At 71.2% G+C, this 14,923-nt stretch carries 16 protein-coding genes; 7 read left to right on the forward strand and 9 right to left on the reverse strand.

Going from position 1 to position 14,923, the window contains the following annotated elements; genetic code table 11:
• Positions 1 to 58 precede the first annotated feature (58 nt).
• The 6 genes from argF to IU450_RS31915 form a co-directional block, all read right to left on the reverse strand.
• Positions 59 to 1,009: an ornithine carbamoyltransferase gene (gene argF, locus IU450_RS31890; protein ID WP_195153434.1), complete on the reverse strand. Its 951-nt coding sequence runs from the start codon at positions 1,007 to 1,009 to the stop codon at positions 59 to 61.
• Positions 1,006 to 2,208, reverse strand: coding sequence for an acetylornithine transaminase (locus IU450_RS31895; protein WP_195153435.1), 1,203 nt, complete (start codon positions 2,206 to 2,208; stop codon positions 1,006 to 1,008). Before IU450_RS31895 ends, argF begins: the two co-directional genes overlap by 4 nt.
• Positions 2,205 to 3,140 carry an acetylglutamate kinase gene (argB, locus tag IU450_RS31900; protein ID WP_195153436.1) on the reverse strand — a complete coding sequence of 312 codons (936 nt, stop codon included), beginning with the start codon at positions 3,138 to 3,140 and terminating at the stop codon, positions 2,205 to 2,207. The genes IU450_RS31895 and argB overlap by 4 nt, the downstream gene beginning before the upstream one ends.
• Positions 3,137 to 4,354 (reverse strand): bifunctional glutamate N-acetyltransferase/amino-acid acetyltransferase ArgJ, encoded by a 1,218-nt coding sequence (gene argJ / locus IU450_RS31905; protein ID WP_195153437.1) that lies wholly within the window; start codon positions 4,352 to 4,354, stop codon positions 3,137 to 3,139. Before argJ ends, argB begins: the two co-directional genes overlap by 4 nt.
• A complete protein-coding gene (gene argC / locus IU450_RS31910) occupies positions 4,351 to 5,415 on the reverse strand; it encodes an N-acetyl-gamma-glutamyl-phosphate reductase (protein WP_195153438.1) in 1,065 nt (354 codons plus the stop codon). Before argC ends, argJ begins: the two co-directional genes overlap by 4 nt.
• 225 nt (positions 5,416 to 5,640) lie before the next feature.
• The gene (locus tag IU450_RS31915) at positions 5,641 to 6,348 is read right to left on the reverse strand and encodes an ArsR/SmtB family transcription factor (protein WP_195153439.1); all 708 of its coding nucleotides are present in this window, start codon (positions 6,346 to 6,348) and stop codon (positions 5,641 to 5,643) included.
• A gap of 64 nt (positions 6,349 to 6,412) precedes the next feature.
• Between IU450_RS31915 and IU450_RS31920 the strand changes: the two genes are divergently transcribed.
• The 4 genes from IU450_RS31920 to IU450_RS31935 all read left to right on the forward strand — a co-directional run bounded on the left by IU450_RS31920 (position 6,413) and on the right by IU450_RS31935 (position 9,137).
• Positions 6,413 to 7,240 carry an isocitrate lyase/PEP mutase family protein gene (locus IU450_RS31920; protein ID WP_195153440.1) on the forward strand — a complete coding sequence of 276 codons (828 nt, stop codon included), beginning with the start codon at positions 6,413 to 6,415 and terminating at the stop codon, positions 7,238 to 7,240.
• A 111-nt stretch (positions 7,241 to 7,351) separates the two neighbouring features.
• Entirely contained in the window at positions 7,352 to 7,552 is a 201-nt protein-coding gene (locus IU450_RS31925) for a hypothetical protein (protein WP_195153441.1), read from the forward strand.
• A 13-nt stretch (positions 7,553 to 7,565) separates the two neighbouring features.
• Positions 7,566 to 7,907 carry a YciI family protein gene (locus IU450_RS31930; RefSeq protein WP_174187549.1) on the forward strand — a complete coding sequence of 114 codons (342 nt, stop codon included), beginning with the start codon at positions 7,566 to 7,568 and terminating at the stop codon, positions 7,905 to 7,907.
• On the forward strand, positions 7,908 to 9,137 hold the full coding sequence (locus IU450_RS31935; protein ID WP_416382924.1) for an RNA polymerase sigma factor: 1,230 nt from the start codon (positions 7,908 to 7,910) through the stop codon (positions 9,135 to 9,137). It begins immediately after the preceding gene.
• Positions 9,138 to 9,258: 121 nt separating this feature from the next.
• Here IU450_RS31935 and IU450_RS31940 read toward each other — a convergent pair whose 3' ends face one another.
• Positions 9,259 to 9,750 (reverse strand): pyridoxamine 5'-phosphate oxidase family protein, encoded by a 492-nt coding sequence (locus IU450_RS31940; protein ID WP_195153442.1) that lies wholly within the window; start codon positions 9,748 to 9,750, stop codon positions 9,259 to 9,261.
• A 63-nt stretch (positions 9,751 to 9,813) separates the two neighbouring features.
• On the opposite strand from IU450_RS31940, the gene IU450_RS31945 reads away from it, so the two are divergent.
• On the forward strand, positions 9,814 to 10,785 hold the full coding sequence (locus IU450_RS31945) for a helix-turn-helix transcriptional regulator (protein ID WP_195153443.1): 972 nt from the start codon (positions 9,814 to 9,816) through the stop codon (positions 10,783 to 10,785).
• A gap of 24 nt (positions 10,786 to 10,809) precedes the next feature.
• On the opposite strand, the gene IU450_RS31950 is transcribed toward IU450_RS31945, so the two are convergent.
• Positions 10,810 to 12,027, reverse strand: a complete 1,218-nt coding sequence (locus tag IU450_RS31950; protein WP_195153444.1) for an epoxide hydrolase family protein — start codon at positions 12,025 to 12,027, stop codon at positions 10,810 to 10,812.
• Between the two features lie 62 nt (positions 12,028 to 12,089).
• On the opposite strand from IU450_RS31950, the gene IU450_RS31955 reads away from it, so the two are divergent.
• The gene (locus tag IU450_RS31955; protein ID WP_195153445.1) at positions 12,090 to 13,058 is read left to right on the forward strand and encodes a helix-turn-helix transcriptional regulator; all 969 of its coding nucleotides are present in this window, start codon (positions 12,090 to 12,092) and stop codon (positions 13,056 to 13,058) included.
• A gap of 13 nt (positions 13,059 to 13,071) precedes the next feature.
• On the opposite strand, the gene IU450_RS31960 is transcribed toward IU450_RS31955, so the two are convergent.
• Positions 13,072 to 14,172 (reverse strand): FAD-dependent monooxygenase, encoded by a 1,101-nt coding sequence (locus tag IU450_RS31960; RefSeq protein WP_195153446.1) that lies wholly within the window; start codon positions 14,170 to 14,172, stop codon positions 13,072 to 13,074.
• A gap of 111 nt (positions 14,173 to 14,283) precedes the next feature.
• Here IU450_RS31960 and IU450_RS31965 point away from each other — a divergent pair, with 111 nt between their 5' ends.
• Positions 14,284 to 14,841 (forward strand): TetR/AcrR family transcriptional regulator, encoded by a 558-nt coding sequence (locus tag IU450_RS31965; protein WP_195153447.1) that lies wholly within the window; start codon positions 14,284 to 14,286, stop codon positions 14,839 to 14,841.
• Positions 14,842 to 14,923 lie beyond the last annotated feature (82 nt).

Below are 14,923 nucleotides of genomic sequence, written 5' to 3' on the forward strand. Positions count from 1 at the left end.
GCTGTCCGGCCCGGCTCGCCGCGACGCGCAAGCGCCGCGCCGGTTCGCCCACCCTCGTTCACGCCCCGCCCCCGGATCGTCGCTCGAGCAGCCAGACCAGTAGCGCCTTCTGGGCATGCAGGCGGTTCTCCGCCTCGTCCCACACCACACTGTGCGGCCCGTCGAGCACCTCGTCGGTGACCTCGTCGCCGCGGTGCGCGGGAAGACAGTGCAGCACGACGACATCCGGCTTGGCGTGCGCGAGCAACTCGGCGTTGAGCTGGAATGGCCGGAACGGGCCGACCCGGTCCAGACCGTCGTTCTCCTGCCCCATGGAGGTCCAGGTATCGGTGACCAGTGCGTCGGCACCCCACGCGGCGGCGATCGGATCACTGGTCAGCGTGATGGCGGCGCCGGTCTCGGCGGCCCGCTTGCGCGCGGCCTCCACGACCCACGGCTGCGGCTCGAACCCGGCGGGTGACGCGATCGTCACGTTCAGCCCCGCGGTGACGCCGCCGAGCAGCAGCGAGTGCGCCATGTTGTTGGCGCCGTCGCCGAAGTAGGCGAGTTCACGGCCGGTCAGGTCGCCCTTGTGCTCGGCGAGCGTCTGCAGATCGGCGAGCACCTGGCAGGGATGGAATTCGTTGGACAGCGCGTTGACCACCGGCACCGTGGCGGTGGCGGCCATCTCGTCCAGCCGGGACTGCTCGAAGGTGCGCCACACGATGGCGTCGACGTACCGGGACAGCACCCGGCCGGTGTCGCCGAGCGTCTCCTCCCGGCCCAGCTGGGTGTCGCGGCCGTCCACGACCACCGCGTGCCCGCCGAGCTGGGCGATGCCCATCTCGAAGGAGAACCGGGTGCGGGTGGAGTTCTTCTCGAAGATCACGCCGACGCCGCGCGGGCCGTCCAGCGGGCGCCGCGCGAACGGCGCTTTCTTGAGTTCGGCGGCGAGCGCGAGGATCTCGGCCTGCTCGGCCGGGCTGACGTCGTCGTCGCGCAGGAAGTGCCGCACGGGCTGGGAGGTCATTGCGCCGCAGCCCCTTTCGCGTCCGCGAGCACGCTGTCGAGGATCTCCGGCAGGTCGGCGACGAAGTTGTCGGCCTGGGTCTCGGTGAGCACCAGCGGCGGCGCCAGCCGGATCACGTCCGGCTTGGCCGGGTTGACGAGGTAGCCCGCCTCTCGAGCCCGCGCCTCCACCTGCGCGGAGACCTCGTCGGTGAGCACGATGCCCAGCAGCAGGCCGGCACCGCGCACCTGATCGATGAGCGGGTGCTCCAGCAGCTCGATGCCGTCGCTGAGCCGCTTGCCGACCGATTCGACATGCGAGAGCAGATCGGTCTCGTCGATCGTGCGCAGCACCGCGAGCGCCGCGGCGGCACACACCGGGTTGCCTCCGAAGGTGGTGCCGTGCAGGCCGGGAGTGAGCAGATCGGCGGCCCGCCCGTTGGCCAGCACGGCGCCGATGGGCAGGCCACCGCCGAGTCCCTTGGCCAGGGTGATCACGTCCGGCACGATGCCGACGGCCTGGTGGGCGTAGAACTTTCCGGTCCGGCCGATGCCGGTCTGCACCTCGTCCAGCACCAGCAGCGCTCCCTTGCGCGCGGTGATCTCGCGTGCCTTGGCGAGGTAGTCGAACGGCGGTACCACCACACCGCTCTCCCCCATGATCGGCTCGAGGAACACCGCGGCGGTGTCCTCGTCGACCACGGCTTCCAGCGCCGCGGCGTCGCCGTAGGGCACGTGTACGACACCGGGCGGCATCGGTTCGAAGGGGGTCCGCTTGGACGGCTGGCCGGTGAGGGCCAGCGCGCCCATGGTGCGACCGTGGAAGGCCTCCTCGCACGCGACGATCTTGTGCCGCCCGGTCAGCCGGGCGATCTTGAACGCCGCCTCGACGGCCTCGGTGCCGGAGTTGCAGAAGAACGCCCGGCCCTCGCCGTCGCCGAAGTGCGCGAGCAACCGCTCGGCGAGCTCGACGACCGGCTCGCTGGCGTACAGATTCGACACGTGCCCGAGCGTGCCGAGCTGCTGGGTGACCGCCTCCAGGATCGCGGGATGGGCGTGGCCCAGGCTGTTGACCGCGATGCCGCCGAGGAAATCGACGTAGCGCTTGCCGTCCGCGTCGTAGACCACGGCCCCCGCCCCGCGCACCAGCGCGACCTTCGGCGTGCCGTAGTTGTTCATCAGCGCGGCGGACCACCGCTTCTGCAATTCAGCTGTGCTCATTGTGTCGTTCCGTCCGGTGCGCCGGACCCGCTCGGGATGAGCGGGGCGGGAGTCACCATCGTTCCGATTCCTTCTCCGGTGAACAGTTCCAGCAGCACGGCGTGCGGGACCCGACCGTCGATGACGTGCGCGGTCGGCACCCCTGCCGACACGGCGCGCAGGCAGGCTTCCATCTTGGGCACCATGCCCGCATCCAGGCGCGGGAGCAACTCGGCCAGCGCCGCCGTATCGATGCGGGAGGTGAGCGAGGACCGGTCCGGCCAATTCGTGTAGAGGCCCTCGACGTCGGTGAGCATCACCAGTTTCTCGGCGCCGATGCCCTCGGCGAGCGCCGCGGCGGCGGTGTCGGCGTTGATGTTGTGCACCACGCCGTCGACGTCCGGCGCGATGGTCGACACCACGGGGATGCGGCCCGCGCCGATCAGGTCCAGCACCGCGTCCGGGTTCACCTCGGTGACGTCGCCGACCAGGCCGATATCGGTGGGCTCACCGTCCACCTCGACGGTGCGGCGGGTCGCGGTGAACAGCCCGGCGTCCTCACCGGAGATGCCGACCGCGTACGGGCCATGCGAGTTGATCAGGCCGACCAGCTCGCGGCCGACCTGACCGAACAGCACCATCCGCACGACGTCCATCACCTCGGGGGTGGTCACCCGGAAGCCGCCGCGGAATTCGCCTTGCAGGCCGAGCTTCTTCAGCATCGCGCTGATCTGCGGCCCGCCGCCGTGCACCACCACCGGGTGCACGCCGACCGTGCGCAGGAACGCCATATCGGCGGCGAAGGCCTGCTTCAAATGCTCGTCGACCATGGCGTTGCCGCCGTACTTCACGACGACGATCTTGTCCCGGAACTTCTGCAGCCACGGCAGGGCATCGGCCAGGACGTGCGCCTTGTCCAGCGCGGAGAGCCTGTGCAACACCTCACTGGTCATGAGCTGTAGGCCGAGTTCTCTTCGACGTAACCGTGCGAGAGGTCCGTGGTGCGGATGGTCGCGCTCGCGGAGCCGACGTGCAGCTCGATCAGCACCTCGATGTCGGTGCCGGACAGGTCGACCGCGCGTGCGCCGGGCGCGCCGACACCATCGATGCACACCGGCTTCCCGTTGAACGACACCGAGATCCGGTTCGGATCGAGCGTGACCGGAGCCATGCCGACCGCGGCCAGCACGCGACCCCAGTTCGGGTCGGACCCGAACAGCGCCGTCTTGACCAAGCTGTCGCGGGCGACGGTGCGCGCCGCGACCACGGCCTCGTCCTCGGTGGCCGCGCCCGCGACGGTGACCAGCACCCGCTTGGTGACGCCCTCGGCGTCGGCCATCAACTGGGCGGCCAGGTCGTCGCAGACCGCGAGCACGGCGGCGTCGAGTTCCTCCTGGCTGGGGGTGACCTCGCTGGCGCCGCTGGCCAGCAGCAGCACCGTGTCGTTGGTGGAGCAGGAGCCGTCCACGTCGAGCCGGTCGAAGGTGCGGGCGGTGGCGTTGCGCAGGGCCTGGTCGAGCTGGTCGGCGGTGACCGCCGCGTCGGTGGTGAGCACCACCAGCATGGTCGCCAGCGACGGGGCCAGCATGCCCGCGCCTTTGGCCATGCCGCCGACGTTCCACTTGTCGCGGTGGTGGAACGCCGACTCTTTCGGCACGGTGTCGGTGGTCATGATGGCCCAGGCGGCATCCGAACCGCCGGACAGGCCGCCACCCATCTCGTGCACGATCTCGGTGACGGCCGGGATCAGCTTGTCCATCGGGAGCCGGTCGCCGATCAGCCCGGTCGAGCAGACCGCGATCTCGCCCGCGCCGGTCTCGGTGCCCCAGTTGCTCAAAGCGGCGGCCAGTTCCTCGGCCGTCTTGTGCGTGTCCTGGAAGCCGCCCGGTCCGGTGCAGGCGTTGGCGCCGCCGGAGTTCAGGATCACCGCGCGCAACCGCTTGCCGGTCAGCACCTGCTGCGACCACAGCACCGGGGCGGCCTTCACCTTGTTGCGGGTGAACACGCCCGCGGCCGGGTATTCCGGCCCCTCGTTGAACACCAGCGCCAGATCCGGCTTGCCGCTGGCCTTGATGCCCGCGGCGATGCCCGCCGCGCGGAAGCCGAGCGGTGCGGTCACGCCCTGGGTCCGGACCAGCTTGCCGCTGGCGATGTCGGCTGTCGTCACGGTGCCACTCCTACGGTGGAAAGTCCTGCGGTCTCGTCGAATCCGAGGGCCAGGTTCATCGATTGCACCGCGGCGCCCGCGGTGCCCTTGGTCAAGTTGTCGATCGCGCCGATCACCACGAGCAGGCCGGCGTCGGCGTCCACCGCCACCTGCAGGGTGACGGCGTTGGAGCCGAGCACCGAGCCGGTCTGCGGCAGCGCGCCCTCCGGCAGCAGGTGCACGAAAGGCTCGTCGGCATAGGCTTTTTCGTAGACGGCACGGGCCTGCGCGGCGTCCACGCGGGTCGGCGCGGTGCAGGTGGCGAGGATGCCGCGCGGCATCGGCGCGAGCACCGGAGTGAACGACACAGCGACCTCGGCGCCGCCCGCGGCCGCGAGGTTCTGCGCGATCTCCGGCGTGTGCCGGTGCGCGCCCGCGATGCCGTAGGCACGCGCCGAGCCCATCACCTCCGACCCCAGCAGCCCGATGTCCAGCTTGCGGCCCGCGCCGGAGGTGCCGCTCACCGCGACCACGTGCACGGCGGGCTCCACGATGCCCGCGGCGACAGCGGGAGCCAGCGCGAGGCTGGCGACGGTCGGATAGCAGCCGGGGACCGCGATCCGGGTCGCGCCGCGCAGCTTCTCCCGGCCGCCGGGCAGTTCGGGCAGGCCGTAGGGCCAGCTGCCCGCGTGCGGGCTGCCGTAGTATTTCTCCCAGACCTTGGGGTCGGTGAGCCGGAAGTCGGCGCCGCAGTCGATGACCACCGTGGACTCGGGCAATTCGGCGGCGATGGCCCCCGACTGGCCGTGCGGCAGGCCGAGGAAGACCACGTCGTGGCCGGCCAGTTCGGCGGCGGTGGTCGGCGCGAGCACTCGATCGGCCAGCGGCAGCAGATGCGGCTGCAACTCCCCCAGTGCGGTGCCTGCGTTAGAGCCCGCGGTCAGCGCCCCGATGACGAGGCGCCCGGTTCGGTAGGCCGGATGCCCCAGCAGCAGACGCAACACTTCGCCGCCCGCGTACCCGCTGGCGCCGGCTACCGCGACCCGCACGACGGGCCGGGACGCATCCGAGGAATCAACCATGTGATGATTATGCATGACCATGCAAGCTCATTCACAGCCTGGGTTGCCGTGCCCGGTCACGACCACCTGATACCCGCCGCCTCGCCGACCAAACCGCGCCACCGAGACACCGGTCGGCGGCAGTCCGCCCGGCCAGGCAGGCGCCCTGCGGCTGGCCATCGCGCGTGCCCGAGACACCCCGCACGAGCGACCGAGACGCCCGGCGCGAGCGGCCTATGTCACGGCTCAGCGCAGCACCGCCGGGTCTATGCCCAGCGCTTCCGCCAGCCCGGCTTCGCCCCGCGCGGTGACCCGCACGGCACGGCCGCTACCGACGCTCTTGATCCACGCCAGCTCTTTCAGTCGGTGGCACAGCTGCGCGCCCGCCGCGCCACCGAGATGCACGCGGCGCTCGGTCCAGTCGAGACAGGGCCTGGCCACCGGGCGGCGCGTGGCACGCAGCGCGGCAGGGTCGACGCCCATCGAGCCGGTGAGCCACGCCGAGCCGGAATCGGTGAGGGCGAACCCGCCGTCGCCGCGGAGCAGGCCACGCGCGGTCATGGCGTCGGTGATCGCCACACCGAGCCGGCCCGCGAGATGGTCGTAGCAGGTGCGGCCACGAGCCAGCGCGGCGGCGACCGTGGCGGTACGCAAGCCGGTCACCGGGCGGCCGGACGGGTCGAGATGAGCGACCATGCCTTCGAGCAGTTCCGCGACCTGGGGACCGGCCAGCTGGACGTAGCGGTGCCTGCCTTGACGGTGTTCGACCAGCAGGCCGCCGTCGCGCAGGCGGTCCAGATGCTCGGTCGCGGTGGACGCGGCGACACCGGTGTGGCGCGCGAGCTCCCCCGCGGTCCATGCCCGTCCGTCCAGCAGTGCGAGGCAGATGTCGGCGCGCGTGCGATCGGCGAGCAGGGCGGCGAAGCCCGCCAGTTCGGCTCCTCTGGTCGGCACCACTCCATGATGGCGACCCGTCGTTTCGGCGGGCGCCGAAACGTCCCGTGGCTACCGTCGCGGCATGACTTCGTCTTCTCCGGCGTCCGGCGCGGCCACCTCGCCGACCAAGTTCGAGATCTTCCGCGACCTGCATCACCGTGACCGGCCCCTCGTCCTGCCGAACGCCTGGGACTTCGCGTCGGCCGCGCTCTTGGCGACCGAGGGATTCCCGGCGATCGGCACCACCAGCCTCGGTGTGGCAGCCGCGGCGGGGCTGGCCGATGGGGCGGGCCTCACGAAGGCGGAAACGCTCGCCTGCGCCCGTCGCCTGGCGCGGCTGCCGATCCCCGTGACCGTCGACATCGAGGGCGGTTTCGACGAGCAGCCCGGCGCTGTCGCGGATTTCGTCGAACAACTCGCCGCCTGTGGGATCGCGGGCGTCAACCTGCAAGACGGCCGTGCGGGATCGGCGCTGGCGGCGCCGGAGCACCAGGCCGCACTGATCGCAGCGATCAAGGAGCGCACGCCGGAGTTGTTCGTCAATGCCCGCGTCGACACCTACTGGCTCGGTCTCGATCACGGCTCGACCCACGACCGCGTGCGACGGTACGCGGCGGCCGGAGCCGACGGCGTCTTCGTGCCGGGCTTGACCGACCCGGAGCGCATCGAGCGGATCGTGGCGGCGACCGAATTGCCGGTCAACGTTCTCGCTGCCGCCACCGGCCCAAGCATCGCGACGCTGACCGGACTCGGCGTGCGCCGAATCAGCACCGGATCACTGCTCTACCGCTCGGCGCTGTCGGCCGCAATGGAGGTCGCACGCGCCGTGCGGGACGACGCCCCCGTTGCGTCCGGCATCGTGAGCTACACCGATATTCAACGCCTCCTGCCCGCGCACACCAGGTCGTGAGCAGCGATTTGTCCGGATCTCGGAGAAATTTCCGCACCGCTGTCGATCCGCCCCGGCTTCGTTCGTGTAGGTGGTGAGACCGGCGCCGGGCCGGTCGCGGAAGGAGCGGAGATGAGCGAGAGCATCGCGGTGGAACACCTCGCCCTGGACGGGGTGCAGGCCCCGGGGCGGGCCGACAGGGACGCATTCACCCACGGCGGCTGGGCGCACCGGTACGACAGCCCGGCGCAGGCCGACATCATGGGAAGGCACATGACGGCCCACGGGTGGACCGGCGCCGGTGTCATCATCACCACGTACCGGCGCGGATGAGGAGGACGAGGCGATGAAGCACTACCTGCTCAGCATCTATCAGCCCGACGGCGAAGGCGTCCCGGACAACCTGGACGAGATCATGCGCGATCTGGGCGCGCTGAACGACGAGATGCGGGCGGCGGGAGCGTGGGTGTTCGCGGCGGGCCTGCACGCGCCGGGCACCGCCACCGTGCTGCACGCCCGAGGCGACGACGTGCTGATCACCGACGGCCCGTACGTCGAGGGCAAGGAGCACATCGGCGGGTTCACCGTCATCCGCGCCGCGGATCTCGACGAGGCGCTGGAGTGGGGCCGCAAACTCACCAGCGTGCTCACGCTGCCCATCGAAGTCCGGCCTATCCAGGACGAATAAGTGAGCAGGCCCGTGACCGGCTCGGTGATCGAAGCGGTCTTCGCCGAGCACTACGGCCGTGCCGTCGCGAGCCTGATCCGCGTCTTCGGCGACATCGGCGTCGCCGAGGACGCGGTGCAGGACGCGTTCGCCGCCGCCGTCCAGCGCTGGCCCGCCGACGGTCTCCCACCGAGCCCGCCGGGCTGGATCATCACCACCGCGCGCAACCGGGCGATCGACCGCCTGCGCCGGGAAGCCGCCCGCGCCGACCGGCACGCCCAAGCCGCCCTCCTGCACGCCGAGGACGAGCCCGAGCAGCCGGTGAGCGCCGTGCGTGACGACCGCCTCCGGTTGATCTTCACCTGCTGTCACCCCGCCCTCGCGCTGTCCGCGCAGGTGGCGCTGACGCTGCGGCTACTCGGCGGACTGAGCACCGCCGAGATCGCCCACGCGTTCCTGGTCGCCGAAACGACCATGGCGCAGCGACTGGTTCGCGCCAAAGGCAAGATCCGCGACGCCCGCATTCCCTACCGGGTGCCCGCCGACGCGGATCTGCCCGCCCGGCTGCGCGCGGTACTCGCCGTGGTGTACCTGATCTTCACCGAGGGACACACGGCCACCTCCGGTGCCCGGCTGGCCAGGGGCGACCTGTGTGCCGAGGCGATTCGGCTCGGGCGCCTGCTGGTCGAGCTCATGCCGGACGAACCCGAAGGCGCCGGGCTGCTCGCGCTGATGCTGCTGAGCGATTCCCGCCGGTCCGCGCGCACCGGCACCGACGGGTCTCCGGTGCCCCTCACGGAACAGGATCGCAGCCGGTGGGACCGCGATCTCATCGCCGAGGGGCACGCGCTCGTCCGGCAGTGCCTGCGCCGCAACCGGCCCGGACCGTATCAGCTGCAGGCGGCGATCAACGCGGTCCACGCCGACGCACCCGTCGCGGCGGCCACCGACTGGCTCCAGATCCTGCGGCTCTACGACCAGCTCACCGTGCTGACGCCCAGCCCGATCGTCGCGCTCAACCGCGCGGTCGCGGTCGCCGAAGTGGACGGCCCGGCAGCCGCACTGGCACTGGTGGACGCCCTGGCCCTGGACAGCTACCACTTGTTCCACGCCATCCGCGCCGATTTGCTGACCCGGCTCGGCCGCGCCGCCGAAGCCACCGCCGCCTACGACGCCGCCATCGCCGGCACCGAGAACGCCGCCGAGCGAACCTTTCTCACACGCCGCCGAGACAGCCGAAGTCGCCCGTAAGCGCGGGGCTTCGCCTCAGTCGTCGACGGCGAGTCCACTCCGGCTGCGGTGTGTGTGCGACGCACGAGTCGGCGGTGCCCCCGACGCGTCCGGCCGGAGCAGCGCCGTTTCCGCCGCCGGGTCAGTGCTTCTGCACCACGCGCTCTCCTTCGCCGGGCTTCCAGATGGTGATGTCGAGGTGGTCGCCCGCTACCTCCACCGTCGACGCCCCGGTGAGATCGGCGACGTAGAAGCGGTCGAACTCCTGACCTCGGATGTCGAAACCGGTCTCGTCGAACAATTGCTGGGCGAAGCGGGCGTGCACGTCCCGGTCGGGCACGTCCACGACGGTGCCGAACAGCTTCGCGTCGCCGTCGGACACGTTCGTGTCGACGGTGGCGGTGTGCAGGCAGAAGCGCGGATCCCGGGCGAGGTCGCGGAACTTGGTCGTGCCCGGCATCCCCGCGATCACGAGCAATCCCTCGAAGACCCGCGGCTCGATCGGGCTGATCCGCGGGTAACCGTCGGAACGGAGGGTGCCGAGCATGCAGAGATTCCCCGCGGCGCGGTGCCTGCGCAGGAAGACCTCGGCGATGTGCGGCGCTTCTTCGGTGAATCGGCTCCAAGTGGTCATGCCGAGGACGGTACGGGGAAAACTTGCCGTCTCGTGTCAGGGTTTCCGGCTAGTGTCGCGGGCATGCGGGCGAGTCGACTGGTGCAACTGCTTCTGCTGTTGCAGACCCGAGGCAGGCTGACCGCGCCCGAGCTCGCCCGGGAACTGGAGGTCTCGGTGCGCACCGTCTATCGCGACGTCGAAGCCCTCTCGGCGGCGGGCGTCCCGGTCTACAGCGAGCCGGGCCGCGCGGGTGGCGTGCGGCTGCTGGACGGCTACCGCACCCGGCTCACCGGCCTCACCACCGACGAGGCCGACGCGGTGCTGCTGGCCGGCTTGCCCGGCGCCGCCGCCGATCTCGGGCTCGGCACCGTGCTGGCCACCGCGCAATTGAAGGTGCTCGCCGCGCTGCCGCCGGAACTGCGCGGACGCGCGACGCGCATCGCCGAGCGGGTGTACGTCGACGCGCCGGGCTGGTTCCATCGGCCGGACGAGACGCCGACGCTCGCGACGATCGCCGACGCGCTCTGGCACGACCGCACGCTGCGCGTGCGCTACGGCCGCGAGGACAAGGTTGTCGAGCGCTTGCTGGACCCGCTCGGGCTGGTGCTCAAGGCAGGCACCTGGTACCTGGTCGCCCGGAGCGGGCACACGCCCCGCTCGTATCGGGTGGGCCGGATCCGCTCCGCCGAACCGACCGGCGCATCGTTTACCCGCCCGGCCGGATTCGACCTGCGCGCGCACTGGACCGGCGCTGCCGACGATTTCGCGCGTTCGATGCTGCGGGTCCGGGCGCGCTGCCGGATCGCCGCCACCCACCTGCGGTTGCTGCGGCTGATGAACGATCCGGCAGCGGTCGCGGAGGCACAGGCCTCCGCGGGACCGCCCGATGCCGAAGGGTGGGTCGAAGTGACCGTGCCGTCGGAGTCCTTCGAGGTGCTCGCGCACGGACTTCTGCCGCTCGGCGAGTTCGTCGAAGTGCTGGAACCGCCGCAGCTGCGCGCACAGCTCGCGGCGACGGCCGCCGCCATGCACGCGCGCTACTGCGGAGGTTAGGTCCGTCGCGCCGTCCGCGTTCGGCTAGCGCAGGGTGCGGAAGAACTCGCGTATATCCGCGGTCAGCAGGTCCGGCGCCTCCATCGCCGCGAAATGCCCGCCGCGGTCGAATTCGGTCCACCGGACGATGTTGTGCGCGTCTTCGGCGAGTTTGCGGATCGACAGGTCACCGGGGAACAGCGCCGCCGCGGTCGGCACGTCGGACTTCTGCACCGGCGCTCCCCAGGCCGCGGATTCGCTGTAGAGGCGCAGCGAGGAGGCGAAGGTTCCGGTGAACCAGTACAGGCTGACATTGGTCAGCAGCGCGTCCCGGCCCACCGCGTCCTCGGGCAGTTCGATCGCCGGATTCGTGTACTGCCGGAACAGGTCGGTGATCCAGGCCAGCAGCCCGGCGGGCGAGTCCTGGATGCCGATCGCCAGCGTCTGCGGACGGTTGGCTTGCAGTGTCGCGTAGTCGTAGCGGGCATAGCTCTCCGGGCCGGTCAGCGTGGCCAGCTTCGCCTGATCCTCCGGGCTGTACTCGGCCTGCGCATCCGCCGAGGACCACTCGCCCTCAGCCCCCGATTCCTCCGCCCCACCCCACGATTCGGCCTCGCCGCTGTCCCAGGCGGGGATCGTGATCGGACCGTTCACGTGCAGGCCCGCAAGGTGCTCGGCGGCGATATGACCCAATCGAGCGGCGATGAAGTACCCCGCGTCGCCGCCCTGCACGCCGTAGCGGTCGTAGCCGAGGCGCGCCATGAGCGTCGCGACCACCTCCGCGAACCGATCGGTCGAACCCGCACCCGGGTCCGGGGACACCTCGGAGAACGCGAAGCCCGGCAGCGAGGGCACGACCAGGTGGAACGCGTCGGCCGGGTCGCCGCCGTGCGCGCGGGGATCGCTCAGCGGTCCGAGCACCTCCAGGAACTCCACGAACGACGCGGGCCAGCCGTGGTTGAGCACCAGCGGCAGCGCGTCCGGCTCCGGGGAGCGGACGTGCAGGAAGTGCACCTGCTGCCCGTCGATGCCGGTCACGAAGTGGGGCAGCTCGTTCAGCTTCGCTTCGACGGCGCGCCAGTCGAATTCGGTGCGCCAGTACTCGGCCAGCGGACGCAGATAGGACACCCGCATGCCCTTGTCCCACTTGGCGCCGGGCAGGTCGTTCGGCCACGACGTGTCGGCGAGGCGGCGGTGTAGGTCGTCGATCTTCTCCTGCGGGATATCGATGCGGAAGGGGCGAATGTCCTGGTCGGTAGTCATGTCCACCACGGTAGAAACCGCTTAGGACGCGATCGTTCCTAACTTTCCGGCATTCTGGCGAAGTGTTGGAAACGTCGGCTCGACTGCTCAAACTGCTGGCCCTGCTGCAGACCCACCGCGACTGGACCGGCGCCGAACTGGCCGAACGGCTCGGCGTCACCGGGCGCACGGTGCGCCGCGACGTCGATCGGCTTCGGGAGCTCGGCTACCCGGTCCACGCCACGCAGGGCGCCGCCGGGTACCGCCTCGGCGCGGGGGCCGCGCTGCCGCCGCTGCTGCTCGACGACGAGGAAGCCGTCGCGGTGGCGGTCGGCCTGCGCGGCGCCTCCGCCGGCGCCGTGACCGGGCTCGAGGAGGCGTCGCTGCGCGCGCTGACCAAGCTGGAACAGGTGCTGCCGCCCCGCTTGCGCCACCGGGTCCGCACGCTGCGCGGCGCCACCTTGCGCGTCGGCGCGCCCGGCAGCGAGGTCCGTCCGGACACCCTCCTGGCCATCGCCGAAGTGTGCCAGCGCCACGAACGGTTGCGGTTCGACTATCGCGCGCTCGACGGCGCGCCCAGTGTCCGCACGGTCGAGCCGCACACCCTGGTGCACTTCAGCAGGCACTGGTATCTGGTCGCCTGGGACGTGGACCGCGCGGACTGGCGCACCTTCCGCGCCGACCGGATCACCCCGCGGATCCCGACCGGTCCCCGATTCGCACCGCGTGAGCCGCCGGAAGGCGATGTCGCGGCATATCTTTCGATGCGCCTGTCCACCCGGGCCTGGCCGCAGCAGGCGACCGTACTGCTGCACCGGTCCGCGGAGTATGCCGCCGATCGCGTGTGGCCCGGGATGGGCGTGCTGGAGGCCGTCGACGACCACAGTTGCCGCTTGCTCGTGGGCGCGGAAACACCTGAGCAGCTGGTGTGGATGATCACCTCGGTCGATCTCGACTTCACACTGCTGGCCGGTCCGCCGGAACTCGTCGAAGCCCTCCGGGCGCAGGCCGCCCGATGCCGGCGAGCGCTGCGCGACTTCCCCGCGCCGTAGTGGCCACAGCGGGCTAGCAGCTCCAATCCAGGACGGAGGCGAGCGATCTGAGCTGCACCGAGTCGGGGATGGACCGCACCACGGCGTCACGGAGCGCGACGGCGGGCGGAAACGACAGTTGCGCCGCCGCGCCGATCCGGCGGGAACGCGACGCGATCATCCGGGTGCGCGGCCCGCGTTCCCGGTCGTAACCGGCCAGGCCGCCGCCCGCGGCGGCCACCCGGCCCAGCACCACCGCGTCCTCCAGCGCCTGACAAGCGCCCTGCCCGAGAGTGGGCATCATCGCGTGCGCCGCGTCGCCGACGAGCGCGATCCGCCCTGCCACGAAGGTCTTCAGCGCGGGCAGGTCGTAGAGGTCGTGCTTCAGCACCTCAGCGTCCCCGACCGCGGCGAGCAGAGTGGGAATCGGCTCGTGCCATTCGCCGAACCGGGCGCGCAGCTCGGCCGCCCCGCCGCTCGGCGTTGCCTCGGGCATGTTCGCGGTGGCGAAGCAGTAGACCCGGCCGTCCACCAGCGGGACGTACCCGAAACGCTCACCCCGCCCCCAACTCTCACCCATCTCGGTGACCGGCCGGTGCGGCGTGACGACCACCCGCCACGCGGTGTAGCCGCCGTAGCGTGGCCGCACCTCGCCGCAGACCGCACGGCGCACGACGCTGCGGATGCCGTCGGCGCCGACCACGACGTCGCCGCCGGACGTGCCAGCCGAGTGCACGACCGTGCCGTCGGCTCTCGCCTCGGCCACGGTGACGCCGGTGCGCACAACCTCCGCCGGGATCGCCGAACGCAGCACGTCCACCAGGTCGGCACGGTGCATCATGATCGGGCTGCCGTACCTCGCCCGGATCGCCTCGGCGTCCATCCTGGTCAGCCACCGTCCCGCGCGGTCACGGATGCCCGCCGCCCCTTGCTCGACCGCCCGAGCCCGCACCTGGCCGCCCACGCCGAGCGCGTCGAGGGCACGAAGGGCGTTGGGCCACAGGGACAGGCCGGCACCGACCTCGGTGATCTCGGCGGCGCGCTCGAGCACCTCCACTCGCCATCCCTGCCGCAGGAAGGCCACGGCGGTCGCCAGCCCGCCGATGCCACCGCCCACGATGAGTGCCTCGGGCATGGATTCCCCTTTCTCCGGACCGCTCGGCGAGCAGCTGCCCCGGACGCTACTACGAATGTAGTGCCTGTGCCGAGAGTGTAAGTTGCATCACTACCGCTGTAGTATCGAGAGATGTCCACCAAGCGCGAACTCGTCTTGGACGCCGCGATCGAACTGCTGGGCTCCCGCGGCACCCGCGCGCTCACCCACCGCGCGGTCGACGAGGTCGCCGGCATGCCCGCCGGTTCTGCCTCCAACTACTTCCGCACCCGGGAAGCGCTGCTGATCGGGATCGCCGAGCGTCTCGAGGCCCGCGACTACGCGGATTGGGAAGCGCTCAACCGGCAACCCGCCCCTGGCACGATCACCGAACTCGTCGACGGCATGGCGGCCTTCGTCGTCCACGCGGCACGCACCGACCGCGTGCGGACACTGGCGCGCTACGCACTGTTCCTGGAGGCGCAGACCATGCCCGCGCTGCGCGAGAGCGTCCGGCGCGGGCATCGCAGGCTGACCGAGTGGGCCGCGGGCCTGCTGGCGGAGGTCGGCGGCGATCAGGCGATGACCCAGATCTTGGTCGGCCAGTTCGACGGAATCATCCTGCACCATTTGGTGAACCCCGCGCCGGACTTCGATCCGCGCCCGGCGCTGGACCGGTTGGTCCGCGCTCTGCTCGCTTCGAACGGCTGACGAACGCGGCACCTCACCTCGGTCACGAACGGTTCGCACTACCCTGCCGTGCAAGGAGATCGTCCGGTTTCGTTCCGGATCT

It is taken from the genome of Nocardia abscessus, from assembly GCF_015477775.1.
Taxonomy (GTDB): Bacteria; Actinomycetota; Actinomycetes; order Mycobacteriales; family Mycobacteriaceae; genus Nocardia; species Nocardia abscessus_A.